Origin of the sequence: Paenibacillus sp. MCAF9 (genome assembly GCF_052114265.1) — a bacterium.
In the GTDB taxonomy this organism is placed as follows: Bacteria; Bacillota; Bacilli; order Paenibacillales; family Paenibacillaceae; genus Pristimantibacillus.
In genome coordinates this window covers 170,333-190,232 of record NZ_JBFREL010000001.1, presented here as the reverse complement: position 1 = coordinate 190,232, position 19,900 = coordinate 170,333, and the positions used below count along the sequence as shown (strand labels likewise).

Sequence of the window (19,900 nt, the reverse complement as noted above, 5' to 3'; positions counted from 1 at the left end):
GTAAGAACATAGATACAAAAAAAAGGTTGCCGATGGCGACCTTTTTTAAGAACCAAATTTATTATGAAAATCAATTGATTAATATCGAATTTTTAGCTAGTTATACTTTCATCCGCTGCAAACGAAGTGCATTTAGCACAACGGATACGGAGCTAAGTGCCATAGCAGCGCCAGCGACCCATGGGGCTAACAATCCGATTGCTGCAATAGGAATACCCAACGAGTTGTAAGCCAGTGCCCAAAATAGATTTTGTCTAATATTGCCCATCGTTTTACGGCTCATAAAGATGGCATCAGGGATGCTATTCAGATCACCGCGCATTAGTGTAATATCAGCAGCCTCCATCGCAACATCTGTACCTGTACCAACAGCCATTCCAATGTCCGCCATTGCTAAGGCCGGTGCATCATTTATCCCATCACCAACCATCGCTACTTTTCTGCCTTGTGCTTGTAATTTCTTCACTTCTTCAGCTTTGCCTTCTGGAAGTACTTCTGCCAGCACATGATCAATGCCAACTTGCCGTGCGATAGCTTGGGCAGTTCGTTCATTGTCACCAGTAATCATAACGACTTGAATCCCCATTTGCTTCAAACGAGAAACGGCTTCTTTCGAAGTCTCCTTAATGGTGTCAGCAACGGCTACCATGCCTGCATAATGGCCATCAATCGCAAACAACATCGTTGTTTTTCCTGCTTGCTCTAGGTTGGACATTTGTTCAAAAGCATGCTCCGCTTGAATATTATATTTCCCCATCAGCTTCCGAGTTCCGGCTAATATCTCTTTGCCATCCACAATGGCCCGAATGCCATACCCAGGAATCGCTTCAAATTCATCAGCATTTGGAAGCTCAATGTCTTTAGCCAATATGCCGGATACAATTGCTTCCGCAAGTGGATGCTCTGAATTTTTCTCAGCAGCGCCGACGAGGCGCAAGAAAGCAGCTTCATCCATCAACTCCACAAATACATCCGTTAATTCGGGTTTGCCTTTGGTCACCGTTCCTGTTTTATCTAAAATAATTGCATCAATTTTATGCGTTGATTCGAGATGCTCGCCGCCTTTAAAGAGAACTCCGAGCTCTGCAGCACGACCAGAACCTGCCATAATCGACGTAGGTGTTGCAAGACCGAGAGCACACGGACATGCGATGACAAGAATCGCGATCGCAATCTCTAAAGCATTAGCGAAATCGCCAGGACTTATCCAGAAGTACCATACAATAAAAGCTGCAAGTGCGATTCCAACAACGATCGGTACAAAGATACCAGAGATAACATCAGCAACACGTTGAATTGGTGCTTTTGAACCCTGCGCTTCTTCTACAACTTTAATAATTTGAGCTAAAGCCGTTTCTTTGCCGACCTTTGTTGCTTTCACTTTCAACCGACCATTTTTGTTAATCGTCGCTCCGATTACATGGTCGCCAATTTTTTTATCCACTGGAATGCTTTCTCCAGTCAGCATGGACTCATCCACCGCTGATGTACCTTCGATGACTTCACCATCCACCGGAACCTTCTCACCCGGTTTTACCAGCACAAAGTCTCCAGTAAGCACTTCCTCGACAGGAATCGTTAGCTCTTGACCATCACGAATGACTAACGCCGTCTTGGCTTGTAATCCCATTAGTGTCTTGATTGCTTCAGAAGTACGCCCTTTCGCCAAACCTTCAAATAATTTACCAAGAATAACGAGTGTAATTAAAACTGCGCTTGTTTCATAATACATGGATGGACTGTGGTGCATATTTCCAGACATCGTTGCCCAATCTATTGTCAGGTATAGGCTATAAAAGTAAGCAGCTGACGTGCCTAGAGCTACCAGAACATCCATATTGGCACTTTTATTGCGTAGTGCTTTGTAAGCTCCAACATAAAAATGTTTTCCGACATAAAATTGAACCGGAGTTGCAAGTGCAAGCTGAAACCAAGGATTCATAAAAATTTCTGGCATCCAAATCCATGATGTAAATGAAAAATGAGTCACCATGGACCAAAGCAGCGGCAGCGACAAGATGGCAGAAATGAGAAGCTTGCGCTTTTGTTGTTTAATTTCTTTTTGACGATGCTCAGCCGGATCGCCAACCTCTTGTTTTGGCACTGCTTTGTACCCGAGTTTCTCGACTCGTTTTTGCATATCTGACAAAGTGACATCTGAAGGATTGAATTCTACATGAGCAGTTTCTATTGCGAAATTAACGGTAGCATTCGTGATGCCAGGCAGTTTATTTAATGCTTTCTCGATTTTAAGCGCACAAGCTGCGCAAGTCATCCCAACTAGCTGCAAATCAACGCTTTCCTTAGCCGTGCTGTACCCAAGCTTCTGTATGCTTTGTTCCATATTTGCAATGTTTGTTTTGCTTGGATCATAAATTACTGTAGCGCGTTCCATTGCAAAATTTACATTCGCTTCCGAAACACCTTCAAGCTTATTTAATCCTTTCTCAATCCTATTCGCGCAAGCTGCACAAGTCATCCCAATAATTTGCAGGGAAGTTTGCTTCGTATCTGAGCTAGTCGCTTCCATGATGATCACCTCTTTTTTTCTCGATTAATGAACTTCATATCCTTGTTCTTCTATGGTTTCCTTGATCGTTTCAAGTGTTAGCTTACTTTCGTCGAATACAACTTGAACTGATTCACTCGCCAGATCCACTTTTCCTTGTGCACCTATCGTCTTTAATGCTCCTTCGATGGAATTAACACAGTGATTACAAGACATTCCTTCAACATTTAATGTTACATTTTTCATTGTTCATATCTCCTTTATGTGAATCATTTATTTTTATCTTCGTATTGAAAATACAATGTATAAGAAGTTTACTGCTCTTTCTCATAAACACACTATACCCCCCTACCGTATATTGTGTCAATCATTTTATCTATTTTCTTTCTATATTGTGTCATTGAACATTTGCTTACTCCATCTAAAACAGAGAAATTTGCATAAAATGCATAGTATGATATCTCTTTCGATTATTTCATTTAAAAGTTAAACTGGAAGAAATTAATAAAACACTTCTAACTAAGCACCATGATGGTAATGCCAAACCCTGGCTGCTTTAAACCTTTTGCAATATCCTCTTTCGATGGCTTCCATTTGTTCACGATAACATCATGAGCTGATGGCTTAGGCGCCTGCGGTGTCATCCAAAATAAAATAGCAGTCATGAAACCAACCTTACCGTCCGCTGCGACGATTTCAGAGTGCTAGGAGGACAATTTTGTCTCCATAAATAATAGAGCTGAACAAGCCGTAGTTGAAATTCCAACTCAACATGATCGGTCCACGTCCATAATAACGTTTGCCCGATACGCCCGGATAGAGAGCACTGCTTGCTTCATCCACGAAAGCGGATTCATTTAAACCCGTTCTTCCAGCAATATTTTCATTCCAGAACAGTCCCCACTTCAGTTCACCGCCAGGTGCTGTAGCCCAGCCTCCGCCAGTCTCATGTGCAAGATTGGCAAGAAATGGCGAGCTCACGCTTACGATCTTTCTTAAAACCCTCCTTGAGGAATGTGCCAAAATCGATGACAACCGTTTCAATTTCTTTCTTCAAATTGTCTGGTGAATTAAACTCAGCCGAACGGGAGATCAATGTCTCGATTCTAGCATCCTTATCCAATCTATGTATTTCCTGAGCGCTGTTGTCTCCCTTGCGTGTGCTAACCTTTAACTTAAGATTTGACACCTCAGTTACAGCAGCGATCAGCGGTTTGGAAACAGTTCTTCGTATATTTTTTGAGGAAGAACTGCTTTAACCGCATCTACAGCTTTTTCAGGCGTATATTCTGGATCAATTCCATCCCATGCCCTTTCAATCTCCTTTAACGATAAAAAATGGTTTTCACCAATCACAAGTGTGCTTCCTTTGTAAGTAATAGCATTATGAATCGATTGTAAATAGTTCATACCTCCTGTACGAAAATGATTTCGTTGATTATTTAAGATGATTATTTTAATACAGCTCGATTTTTCAAGTATTCTGTCAGATTAAATCTTTGTCATGGATAAAAAAGTTGGCTTCAGGAAACATTAATCGACGAAAGCGATCAAAGATTTTTTACATGCAATTCATAAAGAAACAAACGAATTTAAAAACAATAGCTGGAGGTTCTTATGACTTATCTGTATAGCTTCGCGCTTTTATTTGGAGGATTGTTTGTAGTTAATTTTATTTTTTCTTATCAAGGGAAACATATTGAGCCCCAATTTTGGTCAACTTTAAAGTTCCAATTGCTAATGTTACCCTTCTTTTTAATGGCTAATTTATCAATTGGCTATGGTGTAAAGTATGGTCTCAAATCTTCCGGGAATCTTAGCTTTACTTTAGTAGCCGCTAAGTGTTTGGAAATTTTGATTTCGTTAATTATGGGGTACTTGTTTCTAAAAGAATTCCCCAATTGGAAAAACTGGGTTGGCTTAGTGATTATCGTTATTGGGCTGTTCCTCGTTAAACAAAAGTAGCCACTTCCATAAAAGAGAAAAATTTATGACCTCTATAACAGGAAAATGGGGTTTTCTGTCGAATTGTAATGACGTCTATGGAAGAGGAGGAGATTTTCATCAAACAATTTATGATCGGGCAATACGGAGGATTCGATGACCGTAAATATGAAAAGGATTTTAGAGATAGTTTTTATGGGATTGAAGCATGTTTGTTCCATACTCATGAAGATTATTTAAAGCTTATTGAAGAAGCAAAAAAAAGAGGTTTTCATATCGGAGTACATTTTCCTATGCGAGCTAATGCTTCAAGACTAAGAGATGCATTAATTTTATCCTTAGATGATAAGATTAGAACTGACGCATTCAACAATATCGAAGAAGAGCTCAATTATTTAGCAACAGCCCCACTTGATTATATTTTATTCCATTATCCAAAACCAGTCCTATTGGATGACAGTGTCAACTGGGATACATGGAAATTTACGAATAGCACTGAATACATTTTAGAAAGCAATTATTCTTTCGAGCAATTCGTTGAAAAAAGCGAATACCTTTTTAACTGGCTTACGGAAAAAAGCGAGCAATATCATTTCACCCCATTACTGGAGTTTGACGCACTGAATAAGTATATCTATGATACGGATTTCTTGGAAAATTTGCTTTTAAAGTACCCAAAAATTAAGCTGTGCTTGGATACGGCAAGACTATTTCATCAAGAGAGTATAGATCCTTCGTTAGATGCAAGAAAAATATTTAGAAAGTATACGAAATATGCTGCTTCGATTCATTTGTCAAACATGCAAATTAACGATACCATTCAAAATAGACATCATCCTGCATTACCCGAGCTCAGTCCCGATGAGGGATGGGCACCGATAGAAGATTATTTGAACATTATTAGAGAAGAAAATAATAAAGTAAGGATCATGTTCGAGCACAGGTCTGATCGTATTAGTAAGCAACAATTAGAAAGCTGTTACTTATGGGTAGACAGCATTCTAAATAAATAAGATTCACCTATAAGCTGCCATACTAGTAAGGGGCAGCTTTTTCATTGCCTTATGGAATGACATATGTACGCAAATTGAAAACCTGACTAGAAGCCATCGTTATTTTCAGCATCTGCCGTGAAATTTCTTCCTCGGTTTGCCGCATCCCATTTTGCAGCCAGTATTTATATATTCCTATAGCCCCTCCAACAATCCAGTTCACAAGCAGGTCTGATTCAATTTCCGGATTCTGCTGCCCCATCCGGCGTACTAATTGAAGCAAAGATTCAAACATTTGATCATGTAGTCGATCCGAGAAGTTAAGAACGCCATTTCCAAGCAGCATGATGCTATAGAAATCGGAATGTTTTTTTATATGACCAACGGATAGCCTGATCGTCTTCATATATTCAATGGACGGTCGCTTTGACGCTGGAAATTCTGTAACGCCTTCAATAATATCGGCGTATTCAGTTAGCACGTCTTCAATAAGCTCCATAAGGAGCTCATCTTTCGTTGAGAAATGATCATAGTAGGTCACGCGGTTTACACCCGCTATTTCTGTTACTTCTTTAATTTTTATTTGGTTATAGCTTTTGATAGCCATCAATGATAACAGCGCTTCTTTAAGAAATGTGCGGGTGCGGACACCACGTACATCTAAGGTATTGTACACTTTTGTCATTTGCTCAGCCCCTCGTTCATACACATGCTTGTTGAACTAATTTATACCTTAAACGACATTTTGACTCGAAATGTCATAGTAATAATCACTTAACTTGTTATCCTAAGTATATACGACAGGACGTCGTCAAATAAAGTAAGAACCAATCTGCCTAGTCGAGAGGATGATACAAATGAAATTACAAGGAAAAACAGCCGTAATCACAGGTGCAGCGTCAGGTATGGGCAAGGAAATGGCTTTATTATTCGCACAAGAAGGTGCTCAAGTAGTTGTAGCAGATATTAATGAAGCGGCAGTAACTTCTGTTGTTGAGGAAATTAATTCATCTGGTGGACAAGCCAAAGGCGTAGTTACAAACGTTACAAAGGAAGAAGACGTTGCCCGAATGATTGACACTGCAGTAAATGATTTCGGCAAACTTGATATATTAGTAAATAATGCAGGTATTATGGATCAAATGCTGCCAGCAGAATCCGTTACCGATGAAATGTGGAACAGAGTAATGGACATTAACGTGACTGGTCCTATGAGAGCTATTCGCAAAGCTATTCCCCTCATGACGAAGCAAGGCCATGGCGTCATTATTAACACAGCCTCTGTCGGCGGTTTATTTGGTTCACGCGCAGGCATTGCTTACACGGCTTCCAAGCATGCTGTTGTTGGCATAACCAAAAATGTAGGATTCCAATATGGCAAACTCGGCATTCGATGTAATGCTATCGCGCCTGGTGCTGTTGCAACAAACATTGGTGCTGGTATGACACATGCTGATCCATTTGGTATCGAACAAGCTATGGCTGGCATGTCCTTACAGCGCGGAGAAGCGGCAGATCCGAAACAAATTGCGAGCGTTGCTTTATTTCTAGCTTCAGATGATTCTAGCTTTATCAACGGCACTGTAGTTACCGCAGATGGCGGTTGGTCAGCATACTAAAACACTAATGAACAGCAAAGGAGCCATCACTTGTGATGGCTCCTTATTTTAATAGATATGAAGATTACGAAATTATGTTTACTCTAGTTCAGCTTAGTTAAACCCAGGAAAATCAGATAAATCGGATAGTCGGATAAAAAATAGTACAAAAGATAAGACACCTACGAGAATGATTGGGAAAGTTTGTTTGAAAGAATCTTTTACACGTACATGAGTTAATGTACCTCCGATAGCTGTAACGCCAAGCAGTAACGCGCCAGCCGCTGCCCAGCTGTGCTCCCAGTATCCAATAATTAAAGCAATGGCAGCGATTAATTCAACGACACCCGTTACAACTCGGAACCATTGCGGCAATCCCCATTGTTTAAAGCCGTCAACATGCATCTTCGACCCCGATATTTTACCGAATCCCGCCATCAAAAACATCAAACCTAATAGTCCCTGCAATACTAACGCTAATATTTCCATTGTAGACTCTCCTTTTTTCTCGTTTAATGCAACCTATGAAGGCACATTATAAAACAGACTAAACTTTTCAAATATTTAATACTTACTGTGTTATTTCCGATTTAGGTCATACCCCCATAATCTTCAAAGTTAACTGTGCTTGTCATAAGCACATATAATACAAAAATAAAAGTGCAGTGTTAACTGCAACTCATTTAAGCACATTATAATTCGTTTCAAAACGTTTGACTAGTACTTTGTTAAAAAAATTAAACGACAAAAAAATCTACACGTTCCATCACATCATTAATAGTATACTGTCGAAGGTAATCAATCGTTTTTTGCTCAGCTTCAAACAGAATTTTTTCCAGCTCTACGTCCAGTTTATGGCCTGTTTCTCCACAATTGCCATCACTTTCTGGTTCCGCTGAACATGTATTTACTGCCGCGTAAATGTCGCCTAATGTAATTTCATCCGCCGTTTTTCTTAAAATATATCCGCCTTCTCTACCGCCCTTTGATTCCACAATGCCGGCTGCCGCTAATGCTTGCATGACTCTTCTCATAAAAGTTGCATGCGAATTCACCTGATTAGCAATCATCGCACTTGATAAGATGCTGCCGCTCTGCGCTAACCAGACAATGGAATGAACCGCTATTTTAAATCTAGGAGGTCCGATATTAACTCCACGATTTGCAGTACTCATATCACTCGCTCCTTCAGCCGCTTATGCGGCTTAAACATCATATTATGAATTGTATTTCTATTAAGCACATTATAAAGTAATGCATTTTCATGTTCAAGTTTGTCACCCCCAAGACAATCTTACTTCTTTTTTCGCTTCTGTCTAACCTATAACTAGGCTAATGACATGAATCATTTGACTACGTAACAAACACCCAATCAACAAGTACCCATCCAGCATAAATTACACAGTACACAGAACGTAAGGAGGTGCATTGAAAAATGTCTGGTCACGTTGGTGGAGCTTTCTCGAGCTTAGGAATCATCTTAGTCCTCTTTATTCTCTTGGTGATTATCGCTTGCAGTTGCGGATTTGGCGGAGTTGGCGGATACGGTGGCGTTGGCGGAGTTGGCACTGGTTATGGTAAAGGGTACTAAACAGAAGGTCTAACCCGTATTGGTAATAGACGTTTATATTATCCACAAGGACCATTTCACGGGCCTTGTGGTCTTCCTTTTTTCCATTACATAAATCAATAACAATAAGGAGTTTATTCCATTTTATTAGTCTGCTATAGCCTTTTATCATGTACAATAAAAGAAATACCGATCATCTTTTATTAACTTTCTTAATTCCTTCATTTAATTGCGAATACACAAATAAGGGGCTGATCCTTGTGGTATTGTTTGCTATCCTTTTTGTCATCATTGCATTCCTTAATATCTTCTTCCCTAAGTTCGGTTGGTACATGAGATACGGCTGGATGGTTAAAGGTAATTCAGAACCTAGCGATGCTTACATACTAATGAGCCGGATAAGCAGTATCATCATTCTTATTGTTTTTCTATTTGTTATCCTGCCTAGCCTTTTCTAAAATAACATCTTAATTTTCCAAAAAAAATTTGATTCCAGACCATCTAATGATACAATTGGAATGAAAAAATTGGAGCAAAAATGAGCCAATAATCATGAAGGAGTGAATAAAATGGCAGTTGATGTTTATTTGAATTTCAATGGGAATTGTCGTGAAGCGGTCGAATATTATGCGCAAGTGTTTGGGGCTGAAATTACAAATTTCACTACTTTCAGCGATATTCCACCAAACCCAGAATATCCCCTTCCTGCGGAAGCAAAAAACTTAGTCATGCACGCTCGCTTAAACATTTTAGGCAGCAATGTTATGTTTTCTGATGTATTCCCTGGAATGCCCTTTATTGAAGGAAACAATATAAGCCTTTCGATCGTCAGCAAAGATAAAGATGAAGTAACATCGCTTTTTCATAAACTGAAGGAAAACGGTACGGTCCTAATGGAACTCCAAGAAACGTTCTGGAGCAAATGCTACGGCCAAGTAAAGGACAAGCTTGGCATCTTGTGGCAACTGAACGTTGAAGATGAAGCAGCTAACGGTTAATAAACATTAATGTTAAAAAGGATTGGGGTCTATTCTTTTTATAAGAATAGTGCCCTATCCTTTTTTTCGTTCTAACACTGTACTTATTTTAATGCTTTTGCCATCGCATCAAGCTTCATAATTGTTTTCCAGTTTCGAGCTGTAGCTGGCATTAAACTTTGAAATTTTTTGGGCAGCTTGGAATCAAGAATACTGTTTCGATAAAGCACATAAATTTCTTTGCCGCTTATGTAATATTCATCACTGCCTACGTCTACATCAGGCAAATTATTAATTTGTTCTTGTGTAGGCGCTTCTTTTAATAAAGTGAGATGTATACTCTGACCTTCGGTTAGCTCAGCTGCATTGAATGGTGATTTATCAATAATGCTTACAAGTTCATCCGCCGTCCTCAGTATTACAGCGATATTAAATCCAAACACTTCACTAATCTGCTTCTCAATTGTCTCTTCAAGTTTGTTTGCATGCTCGTTTGATTCGAAAATGACATTCCCGCTGTTAATATACGTCTGCACATGTGCAAAGCCAAGCTCCTCAAACATTCGTTTAAGCTCAGCCATTTTTATCATATTATTGCCGCCAACATTAATTCCTCGTAAAAGCGCAAAATAAATACTCATCTACAAACATCCTTTCTTTTACGCTGCTGATGTTATTTGACATTTATAGTATAACTGATTTCACCATATATCAAGTACGCCAATATTCGTCAAACAATCTTATAAATCGTTCCTACCGTTTGACATACTTTTCTGATAAAATCGTATATCCTTGTCTTGTTCTTATGCAAGCATACACGCTAATATGACAATTATTTTTATAAAGAAAGAGGAGATGAACCATGTTGATCAAAAAGAAAAATGATATTGCATTTATTTTAGAAAACTTTAAGCAACTAGCCCAGTGGGATGCAACCGGTCAAAAATTTTATTTTGTATTCGCAGATCGCAAACGTGGAGGACAGTGGACTCTAATGAATAACAGTGAGGATCGATTTAGCATACATGGATTAGGTGAAGATTACATGGATGAGCAGGAGCATTTCTTTGATGAGTCTAACCAAATACACTCATTCTTATGGGAAAATCGAGCTGCTTTTAATGCCGCCTTAAAACCTGCCACGATGTGCAGCTAGACGTAGGTTAACATAAATAACACAAAACACACCTTTTTAAGCGTGTGTTTTGTGTATTGATTCTATAGATTATTTCTTAAAGCTCAGCCGCTGTTGAAGCAGCGCAGCAAGGTCCCCCGCATCATCCCATATCATTGGCCTAATGGACTCCGGCTGAACGCACAGCTCGTCCTCCTGTGTACTATTCATCGTCCACACGACCTCAACATTTGCGCCAAGCGCATACCCAGCTGCAAAATAAACCTCCGGTGAATGACTTGTAATATCCGCAATGATAAGCTTGCTTTCAGCCAGCTTCGTTATGGAATGATTTTCATTGCCGCCTGTATCTGATTGTTGAAACATAAACGGCAAATAACCAAACTGCTCTAATTTCGGAAATACATGCTCAAACCATTCCGCTCGCAATGGCTGATTGTCTGGGAGCAGTACACCGCAGGTTTTCAACTTCCTTCCACCTGCTCTTGCTGCTGCTTCATTCCATCCTTTCTCTGTAAGCTTAAAAGTAATGCCTTCTCTAACAATCAATTGAGCTTCCCTTAGTTTCTCCACAATGTACACGAGCTCTTGCAGGTTTGGAGAATAAGTTAAATTAAAATTTTGCGAAAGCGGCTGAATGACGATCGGTTGTCCAGGATCATCGGAATGCCGATATAAATATTGAAGAAGCCGTGCTTCTTTATCTTCAATTGTAAGCGGAATATTTGGTGCTTTCTCAATCGTTTCCAAGTCATCAATTGTTAGAGTAATCTTTTCACCACAATCTATTTGTTCTCTAATGTACCCCGATATAATGGGAAAACGTTTATTTTTTATAGGATAGGACAATGAGTTAATAGCAAGGTAACTATCTCTTAATAAACTGTAATAACTTCCCGGTGCGCAGTTGCAGCCCAAATAGCGCTCATACTCACCTTTTTGTTCGATGGGTACGATCTCAGAACAGAATAAGCAGCGTTTCTTTTCCATGATCATATAACCTCCCTGTTTACATATCTTTCGCATATCTTATATGAATTCAGGGGCATAACGTCATTAATATTTATTAATATGGCTGGTAATATTTTCTGATCATCCATTTGACTGCTTTGCCCATTCTAATCTTCATGCCTATTTCCGCACTTATTATGCTTGCATTCTGCGCATCGTTCAGTACGATCTTCCGAGTAATTAGCTTTTTCACGATTTCGAATCATGCGGTATAATGCCTCAGTTTCCCCATTCCAACAATCAATTTCACGATAGATGTCCACAAGTGGCGGCGGGGATTCTTTTTCATATGACAACTCACTAAATATTTCGGTTTCTCGCCTGTCTATTCGATATTTTTGATCACCTTGTGATAAATAATGCGAGTAGCCGCTTATTTTCACAATAACATGAAGAATCAACGCAGAAATAAGCATAACCATTCCGGATTTCACATTATCCGTCAAGCATAGCACCAGAATGGAGAACAAAATTGCGGGAAAAATGAAAAGAAGCGAAAAAAGATGAATGATCAGCTTCAAAAATAAAGTCCCTGCATTATGCATCGCATGCTCCTTTGAACGATTTTTTGCTCGTTATAGGATATGCGGCAACAGGTTATCCTTATTTTCAAAACAATTTACCGTCCTTGAATAAGAAAAACTGCTGTAATAAATTACAGCAGCCTAGTGAAATCAATTGTGCGTTTACCAGTCCGAGCCCCAAGCCGATTCGTAACCTTTATTAATGGAATGCTGTGGGACTGATTTGGATTGCGCTTCTTTAAAAGCATAATCTGTTCCCATGTAATTGGCAAAATGCTTACTTTCTTGTCTTCGTATACGTCTTGCCTCTTTCCTATCTGGTGCAGTAGAGAACAATAGCCGCTCTTCATCTGATTCGGCTAATACGCCAGGCACAACCGTTGGTTTATCGTCATCACCTAATGCAACAAACGTGAGGAATGAGGTAGCGCACACCTTGCGACCRCCTGTAAGCAAATCCTCCGTTACTACTCGGACAAACACCTCCATAGACGTTTTATGTGACCAAGTAACGAAAGCCGATAAGCTTACTGCATCGCCTTTTCTTACTGGATGAAGAAAATCAACGGAGTCCGTTGAAGCCGTAACGACGGGCCTGCGAGCATGCTTCGTTGCGGCTATCGTAGCCACATCATCTATATATGCCATAAGCTTTCCACCAAAAATCGTTCCGTGATGATTGGTATCTGGCGGCAGAACAATCGATTCCTTAATGGTTAGTGATGCTGATGCTGGTCTTGATGATAAAGGGACAGCTAATTTTTCCAATACGTTCATGGTAACACCTTTTTTCTTCATAAAATTTTTCGATAACGCTAAGTTTACACCCATCTTATATATAGGTAAAATACATATATCGCATAGTTTTCATTCCTTTTCACTATAGGTGCTCATAAAGCAGATTATCGAATGATTCCTGCTCTAAAGCTGAAGGAGCAATATAAATGGATCTTAAACATTTAAATTATTTTGTCGCGGTTGCTGAAGCGGGCAGCTTTACACAAGCCGCACGCAAGCTGCATGTAACCCAGCCCTCACTATCAAAAATGGTACGGTTGCTTGAAGAGGATCTTGGTGCACAGCTCATAGATCGCTCCTCCAAGCAGATCGAATTGACGGATGCCGGCATATCGATTCTCCGTTCAGCGAAACAAATTATACAATCCTTCGAGGATATGTCGAGTGAACTTGAGGAAGTTGTAAAATTGAAAAAAGGAACGCTGCGCTTAGGCATTCCTCCCATGGTAGGCGGATATTTTTTACCGCTCATTATTGAGAAATTTTTGTCTCATTATCCTCAAATTCGATTGCATGTCATTGAACAGGGCGGGAAAAGCTTGGAACAGGATATTCTCCATGGAGAACTGGATTTCAGTATGGTCATTCTTCCCGTTAAGGACGTGGAAAGGTATCATATCCTTCCCTGCATCAACGAGAATTTACGCCTTGTTGTTCATGCTGAACACAAGCTTGCTGGTCAGAGCATGATCGAGATGAAGCAGCTAGAATCAGAGCCATTTATTATGTTTCGCAAAGATTTTACGATCCATCATTTAATTAAAGAACATTGTGAAGCAGCAGGCTTCGAGCCCAAAATCGTGTTTGAGAGCTCGCAATGGGACTTCATGACAGAAATGATTGCAGCTAAATACGGAGTAACGCTTTTGCCTGAGGGCATATGCCGACAGCTGGACAAAAAACGTTTTTCTTCGGTTTCCGTTGTTCAGCCTGTAATCCCATGGCAATTGTCGATGATATGGCGCAAAGACAAGTACTTATCCTTCGCTTCGCGCGAATGGATTCGTTTTATAGAAGCAGAGCTTCAGAAGAAATAAGAAAAAAAGTACGCAGGATATCCACTGCGAACTTTTTTATGCTTTGTCTATTGGATTGCCTTTCCATGAGAACTGTCTTACTTCGGATGGTGTCTTCCCCATCTGCTTTTTAACCATCCTTGCAAAATGGAAGGTTGATTTGAAACCGCATCTTATTGCAATCTCAGTAATGGATAAACCAGTATGGGTTAAATATTCAACAGCCTTTAACACCCGATAATGCCAAAGGTACTTAATCGGGGTCGTTTTTTCGCTCATTCGAAACAATCGAACAAGATGTTCTGGCGAGACACCTGCATGCTCCGCGAGCATCGTCAAAGTTATCTCCTCGTGGAAAGTACTATGAATCAGACTTTTTGCCGTTAGAATAGACGGATGAATCTCCTCAAGTGCTCGAGTCCGCGACATTTCAGAGACATATAACAGGATTGCTGACATACCCAAGCTGCGAAGCAGATCACTTTCGGATGGATGAGCATATTGCACTGAAAGCATTAAATCTGTTAATCGATTCATCTCCTCCGAGATGCGCTGACATAGCGGAAGTTCCTCGAAGTAATCTTTTTCCTTCTCGGATAAGTCCTCAATATGAATAGATATCCAGCGATGCCAGGTTTCACCCTTGCTCGAGAATATAAACTGTTCATGGTGCCCCGGCTTTAGCAGCACGACAGACCCAGGTGTTATCTCATGAACTTCATCATCAATCTCAATGCTCATCTCGCCCGAATGCAGCAGTACGAGCTGTATATCCTCTTGTACACGAGGGCCATAACGACCGTTAGCCGGATAAATAACTGTGCCAGCGTATGCCGATCTGATTCGGTTGAACGTTACAGTATTAGCCATTAAATCAACGAATATTTCTCGCGCAGATCTTCACGCAATGTAACTGCTGAATCCTCACGAATATAATGACAAACATAAGAACGACGCCAGCGGTCAGTGCTCCGATTACGGTTAGAGGAATGAATTAATAGCTCATGGAAGAAAAGAATATCTCCTTTTTCCATAATAACAGGAATCTGTTGATTTAAATCGATGCCCTCTGTCTCGTCCGTCCATTCTTCATGCTCATCGACATTTTTTACCTTGCCATGCGGCAAAAGCCCAAGCTTATGCGTGCCAGGAATAACCCATAAGCAGCCATTTTGCACATCTACCTGCTCTTCCATTGCAATCCAAGCGGCAACCATTGTCATTGGATCGTTTTTAATATAGTAGTAGTCCTGATGCGCAGCTTGACCAGGCGAACCCGGCTCTTTATAGAAGAACATACTTTGCACGCAAACGGCCTCCTTCTCCATCAGCTGAGCTAGAGCACCCCTAACGATCGGAAGCTTCATCACTTGCCGCGAGAAGCTGTCATGCTGGTGCGGGTTGAACAGCCGAGTAGAATAGCGTGCTTTCTCGGAGGTGCGTGCCCAATCCGGTGTTTCATCAAGCGGTGTAGAACGCAGTTCATAAATATGTCTATTAAAAGCATCGATTAAATCCGCGCTGCAGCCTTTTTTGATGATAACAAATCCGTCTTTATGGTATTGCTCCAGTTGTTCGTTAGATAGCGGCTTTAAAAGTTCGCTTTGTGTTGTAAGCATAATGATAATCCCCTCCATTATTCGAGTGTGATTGACGCTGCTTGCAGATGTTTTGCTATACTTGTATATTACTGCGCCGTTCCTTCTTCAACAATGGCTCTGATTATCATCTTTGTGTCTAGAATTGATATACACGTCATTATAAAAAAAGACTGCTAACCTCAGCATTACCTGCAAGGACAACAGTCCTTGCTCATTGGACTATAGATTTATAAGCGTCTATTTCTATTCCAACCGCTCTCTTACACTGTAATCTAAACTAAATCGTTTATATTTCAGCAACCGCTTCCACATTGTAAAAGGCCAGCATCGGCAAATAAGTCCCCGTATCAATCAGCATCTGAGATGCCGGATTCGTCTGATATACACCGTGAACACTAAGTTTGCCGCTAGGCTTTCTCGATAATTTAAGCAACACTTCATTGCTCGATATAATTGTCCAGCCGTTCAATAGAATAGCACCCTCTTCGTCCTCTATACCAAACAAATCCGCTTTTGGATTTATCGCAAATAGTCGTTCCGATACATGCTTAAAGCGCAGCTTAATGGCATGTGAATTCGATTCATGTTCCTGTATGTAAATGGCATATTCCAAATTAGGCGGGTACGCCTGCCGCTGTAAACCATAAACCACTTGCAATGCTATATTCGCCGCACGGCTCCCAATTATTAAATTTCCTGCAGGACTGTTGTGAATATCGTCAGACATCGGACAATCAAGTGAAGGTATGACAGAAACCGAAGGTATGGATATTGCAGCTTGCCGCTGTGCTTCGCGTACCTTCCCCCATTGTTTGTCGTGATGCTCTTTGTCTTCATGAATATTGGTGAAGCGGTTAAGCTGGACCGTTACAAAGGGAAGCTCAGCTATGTTCAATTCCTTACGCCAATATTGAACAACCTTTGTAAAACGCTCCAAGTAAGTATCGGCGCTTTCAGAATTGCAGTCGGAACTGCCTTGGTTCCATACCACGCCAGCCACTTTGCCGCCGCAGCGCTGCACCGTTTCGATCATATTTCGATAAAGATGACCTTCTTCATCAGGATTCCAAGCACGAAGCGCAGAACCTCCAAGAGCCGTTTGTACGAAACCAATAGGATAATGGAGCTCATTTTGCAACAACTTTCCAAAATGCAGCCACGGACTATGTGCTGGATTTACCCACTCCATATTCACCTCATGGATCGTTGCCGTGGAGTCGTTGAACGGATGCGTTGCGAGATCCCACAATCCGTTATTTCTTAGCAAATGAACCCCTAGCATCGGACTATCTTCTACCGTTCCTCTTCCATAACCTGCCGCATTGCTTTGACCGGCTATGATCCATAAATCTCCGACACCGATATGATGGATCATATCTCCGCGTATCGCTCCCGAACCAAGTAGCGCATTCTGATCATGCTGCAAGCAAGTTTCCAACCGGTATAAACCACCAGTCGGAACATGTAAGGTAACTCGCCATCCATTCTCACCCACCATTTCACATGGTGTCCAGCTTAATACATCTCTACCGTTATTCTCATGAACCACTCTTGCAAACACTTGGAATGGACCAATGTGCACTGCCTGGTCCACTTCCCAAGTGCCCGATAACGCAAGTTTACCGCTTCCGTCTACTTGCTGAATAATTTCCCAAGCCACAGGACCTTTCTCCAAAAAAACGCCAAATGACATGATCAACAAAACCGCCTTTCCTATTTCGTTCTCCATACAATAGTACTCTTCTTCTTGAATGACTTATATAACAAGTTGGCAATTATTTATTCATTAGTTATTTCTTTATCCGCGGCCAAATGTTTTGATAAAAAAGTGAAACAAAAAATGGAAATTTTTCGTTTAGAATGTAACATACATCATCGGCATCTATACAATAGGACCAATTTAACACCCATTCAAACAATCGTAATCGCCTAAATGCAAAAAAAGGAGTGCTAACCTTTGAAAAAACGTATTTTTACGAAAGTATGCCTTGCGGTTTTATTAGCATTATCACTAACACCTCTCAGCAGTTTAAAAGCTGCAGAAAGCAGCTCCAATTCACTCGCAGGGTTTACCCAGGTCGAAATGGCTGGCAACGTTGCATTAGCGTTAGACAACCAAGGCGTAGTATGGGCATGGGGCAATAACTTTGCTGGACAACTGGGAGATGGAACAATTGGTTTCAAATCGGCTGCGGTACCTGTATTTAGTGACGTTACTAAAGTTCAAGTCACAGGCTTTTACAGCCTCGCACTCAAAAAAGATGGTACAGTATGGTTTTGGGGCGGGAACGGTGATGGCGTAAGCGGGTTTGATACCTATGGTACGAACCCACAAGCTATTGTAACAAAACCTAAAATGGTTAATGGTCTTTCAGATGTCATCGATATTGCTGCAAAAGAAGACCATAGTTTAGCGTTAAAGTCAGATGGCACGGTATGGACATGGGGGAACGGCGGGTTTGGTCAACTGGGGCGAATGGACATCAGCGCTTATAAGCCTGAAGATTATCGCAAACGCGTTAGTGAACAAAATATTCCAAAGCAAGTAGCCGGACTAAAAGATATTGTCTCCGTCCACGCAGGAAGCTTCCTTTCAGCAGCAATTAATGCCAAAGGTGAAACATGGATTTGGGGTCATTACAATGGATGGGGCAGCGATACGCCAGATTTGATGAGTCCATTTAAGCTTCCTGGCATTTATGCTAAAAAAGTTTCTGCTACATGGGAAAAATCGATTATACTCGATACGGATGGTACGGTTTGGGAAATAAACAAAGGTTTAAAACTCAATAAACTTCTAACATCGGCCTCTGATATTAGCTGTGGAACATTTAGCTGCGCAGCACTTCATTCCGATGGAACATTATGGGGTTTATATAATAATTCCAAAGATTTAGTTGATCCATCACCCGTTGCAAACATTTCGAATGTGAAGCAATTTGCGATCCATTCACTTAATCAAGATTCTTTTATTATTTTGAAGGTAGACGGAACTCTATGGTCTAAAGTGCCATTCGGATATGGAACAGGCAGTGAAACCATTATGGACTATTACAATCAAATGAATGTTCCTTCAAGTGAAATGGTTTCAAAGCTGCGCCAAGTGAAGAAGGCCATCTCCGTAAAGCTCGACGGAAAGACGATAACGCTCACTTCTAATCCCTATATTTACAAAGGCGTTACTTTCGTTCCGCTTCGCAGTACATTTAATGAACTAGGTGCAAAAGTGGAATACGCAAAAGGGAAAATGACCATATCGAATGCTAACCATACACTAAATCTCACCATTAGAGAGAAAGAAGCGTTTATCGATGGCAAGCCGCTAACATTAGACTATCCTCCGATGATTATTGATACGATGACCATGGTTCCCTTGCGTTTTGTTATTGAAGGCCTTGATCGTAAAATTGATTGGGATCCTGATAATCGAGTTATTTCCATAAGCAAATAAACCAAAGCCACCAGACCTATTGAGCTGGTGGCTTTGATTTTCCATTGTCGTTACTGTAAATAAAAAATGCTAATTAATTTGGTCTAACGATCCTCTTCGCTTTCGCAGCTTCCAACCAGCTCGGAAATTCGTTTAATAGCTGATCATACAATAATTCATCAGATACAGCTGCTATATCGTCCAAATGTATAAAGTTTGCGTTATCGACAATCCGGCCTTCCATGGTGTCTAGCTGCTTCAACACTTCAAAATCGGAATGACCAATGCCAACGAACTGCCAGAAAATCGGCTGAACCGCTGCGGCAGTAATGACCTTTTTAATCGGTTTTACGACTCCGCCATCATTAATGAATATAATAAATACTGGCGTGGCCTCTTCCTCTTCCACCGTATATTTGCGAATAACATCTTCCATAACTGGAGGTTCATTGTTGCGGCCAAACTTATGTATGTTGTTATTATCCAATATTTTTCGTTGGACGTATTGATCAAAATCTTTTTCTGAAACAGAAGGCAATCGGCTAAAATGAGTATCGTAAACCCAGACATCGAGCATCCCGTTATCATCAAATTTACTGGCAACCGCGAGAATTCGTTCCACTACTTCCTGCACGGTGCCATTTCTGTATAATGGCTGCATAGAGCCTGAAATATCAAGTACAATACCTACTCTAGCCGCAACACTCGTTAATTTTTTCTTCTCCAACGTAATTTGGACGATCTTTTTCCGCAAATCACTGGATGATAAAGTCATTTCGGCGGCAGCAGCTGCTA

At 40.6% G+C, this 19,900-nt stretch carries 25 protein-coding genes; 9 read left to right on the top strand and 16 right to left on the bottom strand.

Annotated features, from left to right (window positions below; all coding sequences use genetic code 11):
- Positions 1 to 100: 100 nt before the first annotated feature.
- The 5 genes from AB4Z45_RS00880 to AB4Z45_RS00860 all read right to left on the bottom strand — a co-directional run bounded on the left by AB4Z45_RS00880 (position 101) and on the right by AB4Z45_RS00860 (position 3,919).
- Positions 101 to 2,530, bottom strand: coding sequence for a heavy metal translocating P-type ATPase (locus AB4Z45_RS00880; RefSeq protein ID WP_441907488.1), 2,430 nt, complete (start codon positions 2,528 to 2,530; stop codon positions 101 to 103).
- 24 nt (positions 2,531 to 2,554) lie between these two features.
- Positions 2,555 to 2,755, bottom strand: coding sequence for a copper ion binding protein (locus AB4Z45_RS00875; RefSeq protein WP_076265772.1), 201 nt, complete (start codon positions 2,753 to 2,755; stop codon positions 2,555 to 2,557).
- Positions 2,756 to 3,024: 269 nt separating this feature from the next.
- Complete coding sequence (locus tag AB4Z45_RS00870; protein ID WP_441907487.1) at positions 3,025 to 3,174, bottom strand: glycoside hydrolase family 19 protein; 150 nt, start codon at positions 3,172 to 3,174, stop codon at positions 3,025 to 3,027.
- Positions 3,175 to 3,205: 31 nt separating this feature from the next.
- Positions 3,206 to 3,490, bottom strand: a complete 285-nt coding sequence (locus AB4Z45_RS00865; protein WP_441907486.1) for a chitinase — start codon at positions 3,488 to 3,490, stop codon at positions 3,206 to 3,208.
- Positions 3,491 to 3,715: 225 nt separating this feature from the next.
- Complete coding sequence (locus tag AB4Z45_RS00860) at positions 3,716 to 3,919, bottom strand: hypothetical protein (protein ID WP_441907485.1); 204 nt, start codon at positions 3,917 to 3,919, stop codon at positions 3,716 to 3,718.
- 207 nt (positions 3,920 to 4,126) lie between these two features.
- On the opposite strand from AB4Z45_RS00860, the gene AB4Z45_RS00855 reads away from it, so the two are divergent.
- On the top strand, positions 4,127 to 4,474 hold the full coding sequence (locus AB4Z45_RS00855; protein ID WP_441875486.1) for an EamA family transporter: 348 nt from the start codon (positions 4,127 to 4,129) through the stop codon (positions 4,472 to 4,474).
- A 77-nt stretch (positions 4,475 to 4,551) separates the two neighbouring features.
- Positions 4,552 to 5,466 (top strand): sugar phosphate isomerase/epimerase, encoded by a 915-nt coding sequence (locus AB4Z45_RS00850; RefSeq protein WP_441907484.1) that lies wholly within the window; start codon positions 4,552 to 4,554, stop codon positions 5,464 to 5,466.
- Between the two features lie 49 nt (positions 5,467 to 5,515).
- Here the strand turns inward: AB4Z45_RS00850 and AB4Z45_RS00845 are convergent, their stop codons facing one another.
- Positions 5,516 to 6,130 (bottom strand): TetR/AcrR family transcriptional regulator, encoded by a 615-nt coding sequence (locus AB4Z45_RS00845; protein WP_441907483.1) that lies wholly within the window; start codon positions 6,128 to 6,130, stop codon positions 5,516 to 5,518.
- A 172-nt stretch (positions 6,131 to 6,302) separates the two neighbouring features.
- Between AB4Z45_RS00845 and AB4Z45_RS00840 the strand changes: the two genes are divergently transcribed.
- Complete coding sequence (locus AB4Z45_RS00840; RefSeq protein ID WP_430058767.1) at positions 6,303 to 7,064, top strand: SDR family oxidoreductase; 762 nt, start codon at positions 6,303 to 6,305, stop codon at positions 7,062 to 7,064.
- A 93-nt stretch (positions 7,065 to 7,157) separates the two neighbouring features.
- Here AB4Z45_RS00840 and AB4Z45_RS00835 read toward each other — a convergent pair whose 3' ends face one another.
- A complete protein-coding gene (locus AB4Z45_RS00835) occupies positions 7,158 to 7,532 on the bottom strand; it encodes a DoxX family protein (protein ID WP_441907482.1) in 375 nt (124 codons plus the stop codon).
- Positions 7,533 to 7,780: 248 nt separating this feature from the next.
- Positions 7,781 to 8,218: an RrF2 family transcriptional regulator gene (locus AB4Z45_RS00830; RefSeq protein ID WP_441907481.1), complete on the bottom strand. Its 438-nt coding sequence runs from the start codon at positions 8,216 to 8,218 to the stop codon at positions 7,781 to 7,783.
- A gap of 260 nt (positions 8,219 to 8,478) precedes the next feature.
- Here AB4Z45_RS00830 and AB4Z45_RS00825 point away from each other — a divergent pair, with 260 nt between their 5' ends.
- The 3 genes from AB4Z45_RS00825 to AB4Z45_RS00815 all read left to right on the top strand — a co-directional run bounded on the left by AB4Z45_RS00825 (position 8,479) and on the right by AB4Z45_RS00815 (position 9,611).
- Positions 8,479 to 8,634: a hypothetical protein gene (locus tag AB4Z45_RS00825; RefSeq protein ID WP_441907480.1), complete on the top strand. Its 156-nt coding sequence runs from the start codon at positions 8,479 to 8,481 to the stop codon at positions 8,632 to 8,634.
- Positions 8,635 to 8,783: 149 nt separating this feature from the next.
- Complete coding sequence (locus AB4Z45_RS00820; protein ID WP_441907479.1) at positions 8,784 to 9,071, top strand: DUF6199 family natural product biosynthesis protein; 288 nt, start codon at positions 8,784 to 8,786, stop codon at positions 9,069 to 9,071.
- Positions 9,072 to 9,182: 111 nt separating this feature from the next.
- Positions 9,183 to 9,611 carry a VOC family protein gene (locus AB4Z45_RS00815; protein WP_441907478.1) on the top strand — a complete coding sequence of 143 codons (429 nt, stop codon included), beginning with the start codon at positions 9,183 to 9,185 and terminating at the stop codon, positions 9,609 to 9,611.
- 83 nt (positions 9,612 to 9,694) lie between these two features.
- Here AB4Z45_RS00815 and AB4Z45_RS00810 read toward each other — a convergent pair whose 3' ends face one another.
- On the bottom strand, positions 9,695 to 10,231 hold the full coding sequence (locus AB4Z45_RS00810; protein WP_441907477.1) for a DUF1697 domain-containing protein: 537 nt from the start codon (positions 10,229 to 10,231) through the stop codon (positions 9,695 to 9,697).
- A 221-nt stretch (positions 10,232 to 10,452) separates the two neighbouring features.
- Here AB4Z45_RS00810 and AB4Z45_RS00805 point away from each other — a divergent pair, with 221 nt between their 5' ends.
- On the top strand, positions 10,453 to 10,746 hold the full coding sequence (locus AB4Z45_RS00805; protein ID WP_441907476.1) for a hypothetical protein: 294 nt from the start codon (positions 10,453 to 10,455) through the stop codon (positions 10,744 to 10,746).
- A gap of 69 nt (positions 10,747 to 10,815) precedes the next feature.
- Here AB4Z45_RS00805 and AB4Z45_RS00800 read toward each other — a convergent pair whose 3' ends face one another.
- The 3 genes from AB4Z45_RS00800 to AB4Z45_RS00790 all read right to left on the bottom strand — a co-directional run bounded on the left by AB4Z45_RS00800 (position 10,816) and on the right by AB4Z45_RS00790 (position 13,037).
- A complete protein-coding gene (locus AB4Z45_RS00800) occupies positions 10,816 to 11,715 on the bottom strand; it encodes a hypothetical protein (protein WP_441907475.1) in 900 nt (299 codons plus the stop codon).
- 128 nt (positions 11,716 to 11,843) lie between these two features.
- On the bottom strand, positions 11,844 to 12,281 hold the full coding sequence (locus AB4Z45_RS00795) for a hypothetical protein (protein ID WP_441907474.1): 438 nt from the start codon (positions 12,279 to 12,281) through the stop codon (positions 11,844 to 11,846).
- A gap of 141 nt (positions 12,282 to 12,422) precedes the next feature.
- Complete coding sequence (locus AB4Z45_RS00790) at positions 12,423 to 13,037, bottom strand: acyl-CoA thioesterase (RefSeq protein WP_076265760.1); 615 nt, start codon at positions 13,035 to 13,037, stop codon at positions 12,423 to 12,425.
- A gap of 167 nt (positions 13,038 to 13,204) precedes the next feature.
- Here AB4Z45_RS00790 and AB4Z45_RS00785 point away from each other — a divergent pair, with 167 nt between their 5' ends.
- Positions 13,205 to 14,095, top strand: a complete 891-nt coding sequence (locus tag AB4Z45_RS00785; protein ID WP_441907473.1) for a LysR family transcriptional regulator — start codon at positions 13,205 to 13,207, stop codon at positions 14,093 to 14,095.
- A gap of 36 nt (positions 14,096 to 14,131) precedes the next feature.
- Here the strand turns inward: AB4Z45_RS00785 and AB4Z45_RS00780 are convergent, their stop codons facing one another.
- From AB4Z45_RS00780 to AB4Z45_RS00770, 3 genes are all read right to left on the bottom strand, one after another.
- Positions 14,132 to 14,944 (bottom strand): AraC family transcriptional regulator, encoded by an 813-nt coding sequence (locus AB4Z45_RS00780; protein ID WP_441907472.1) that lies wholly within the window; start codon positions 14,942 to 14,944, stop codon positions 14,132 to 14,134.
- Positions 14,944 to 15,693 carry a phytanoyl-CoA dioxygenase family protein gene (locus AB4Z45_RS00775; RefSeq protein ID WP_441907471.1) on the bottom strand — a complete coding sequence of 250 codons (750 nt, stop codon included), beginning with the start codon at positions 15,691 to 15,693 and terminating at the stop codon, positions 14,944 to 14,946. Before AB4Z45_RS00775 ends, AB4Z45_RS00780 begins: the two co-directional genes overlap by 1 nt.
- Positions 15,694 to 15,961: 268 nt before the next feature.
- Positions 15,962 to 17,404, bottom strand: a complete 1,443-nt coding sequence (locus AB4Z45_RS00770) for a sialate O-acetylesterase (protein ID WP_441907470.1) — start codon at positions 17,402 to 17,404, stop codon at positions 15,962 to 15,964.
- A 228-nt stretch (positions 17,405 to 17,632) separates the two neighbouring features.
- On the opposite strand from AB4Z45_RS00770, the gene AB4Z45_RS00765 reads away from it, so the two are divergent.
- Complete coding sequence (locus tag AB4Z45_RS00765) at positions 17,633 to 19,126, top strand: stalk domain-containing protein (RefSeq protein WP_441907469.1); 1,494 nt, start codon at positions 17,633 to 17,635, stop codon at positions 19,124 to 19,126.
- Positions 19,127 to 19,199: 73 nt separating this feature from the next.
- On the opposite strand, the gene AB4Z45_RS00760 is transcribed toward AB4Z45_RS00765, so the two are convergent.
- Positions 19,200 to 19,880, bottom strand: a complete 681-nt coding sequence (locus AB4Z45_RS00760; protein ID WP_441907841.1) for a vWA domain-containing protein — start codon at positions 19,878 to 19,880, stop codon at positions 19,200 to 19,202.
- Positions 19,881 to 19,900: the final 20 nt, after the last annotated feature.

Coding starts and splice junctions, on each gene's coding strand:
- AB4Z45_RS00860 (WP_441907485.1), bottom strand. CDS start 3,919: ATGAACTATTTACAATCGATTCATAATGCTATTACTTACAAAGGAAGC.
- AB4Z45_RS00795 (WP_441907474.1), bottom strand. CDS start 12,281: ATGCATAATGCAGGGACTTTATTTTTGAAGCTGATCATTCATCTTTTT.
- AB4Z45_RS00830 (WP_441907481.1), bottom strand. CDS start 8,218: ATGAGTACTGCAAATCGTGGAGTTAATATCGGACCTCCTAGATTTAAA.
- AB4Z45_RS00775 (WP_441907471.1), bottom strand. CDS start 15,693: ATGCTTACAACACAAAGCGAACTTTTAAAGCCGCTATCTAACGAACAA.
- AB4Z45_RS00840 (WP_430058767.1), top strand. CDS start 6,303: ATGAAATTACAAGGAAAAACAGCCGTAATCACAGGTGCAGCGTCAGGT.
- AB4Z45_RS00760 (WP_441907841.1), bottom strand. CDS start 19,880: ATGACTTTATCATCCAGTGATTTGCGGAAAAAGATCGTCCAAATTACG.
- AB4Z45_RS00815 (WP_441907478.1), top strand. CDS start 9,183: ATGGCAGTTGATGTTTATTTGAATTTCAATGGGAATTGTCGTGAAGCG.
- AB4Z45_RS00870 (WP_441907487.1), bottom strand. CDS start 3,174: ATGACTGCTATTTTATTTTGGATGACACCGCAGGCGCCTAAGCCATCA.
- AB4Z45_RS00835 (WP_441907482.1), bottom strand. CDS start 7,532: ATGGAAATATTAGCGTTAGTATTGCAGGGACTATTAGGTTTGATGTTT.
- AB4Z45_RS00805 (WP_441907476.1), top strand. CDS start 10,453: ATGTTGATCAAAAAGAAAAATGATATTGCATTTATTTTAGAAAACTTT.
- AB4Z45_RS00810 (WP_441907477.1), bottom strand. CDS start 10,231: ATGAGTATTTATTTTGCGCTTTTACGAGGAATTAATGTTGGCGGCAAT.
- AB4Z45_RS00875 (WP_076265772.1), bottom strand. CDS start 2,755: ATGAAAAATGTAACATTAAATGTTGAAGGAATGTCTTGTAATCACTGT.
- AB4Z45_RS00850 (WP_441907484.1), top strand. CDS start 4,552: ATGGAAGAGGAGGAGATTTTCATCAAACAATTTATGATCGGGCAATAC.
- AB4Z45_RS00800 (WP_441907475.1), bottom strand. CDS start 11,715: ATGGAAAAGAAACGCTGCTTATTCTGTTCTGAGATCGTACCCATCGAA.
- AB4Z45_RS00825 (WP_441907480.1), top strand. CDS start 8,479: ATGTCTGGTCACGTTGGTGGAGCTTTCTCGAGCTTAGGAATCATCTTA.
- AB4Z45_RS00770 (WP_441907470.1), bottom strand. CDS start 17,404: ATGGAGAACGAAATAGGAAAGGCGGTTTTGTTGATCATGTCATTTGGC.
- AB4Z45_RS00780 (WP_441907472.1), bottom strand. CDS start 14,944: ATGGCTAATACTGTAACGTTCAACCGAATCAGATCGGCATACGCTGGC.
- AB4Z45_RS00880 (WP_441907488.1), bottom strand. CDS start 2,530: ATGGAAGCGACTAGCTCAGATACGAAGCAAACTTCCCTGCAAATTATT.
- AB4Z45_RS00855 (WP_441875486.1), top strand. CDS start 4,127: ATGACTTATCTGTATAGCTTCGCGCTTTTATTTGGAGGATTGTTTGTA.
- AB4Z45_RS00785 (WP_441907473.1), top strand. CDS start 13,205: ATGGATCTTAAACATTTAAATTATTTTGTCGCGGTTGCTGAAGCGGGC.
- AB4Z45_RS00845 (WP_441907483.1), bottom strand. CDS start 6,130: ATGACAAAAGTGTACAATACCTTAGATGTACGTGGTGTCCGCACCCGC.
- AB4Z45_RS00820 (WP_441907479.1), top strand. CDS start 8,784: ATGTACAATAAAAGAAATACCGATCATCTTTTATTAACTTTCTTAATT.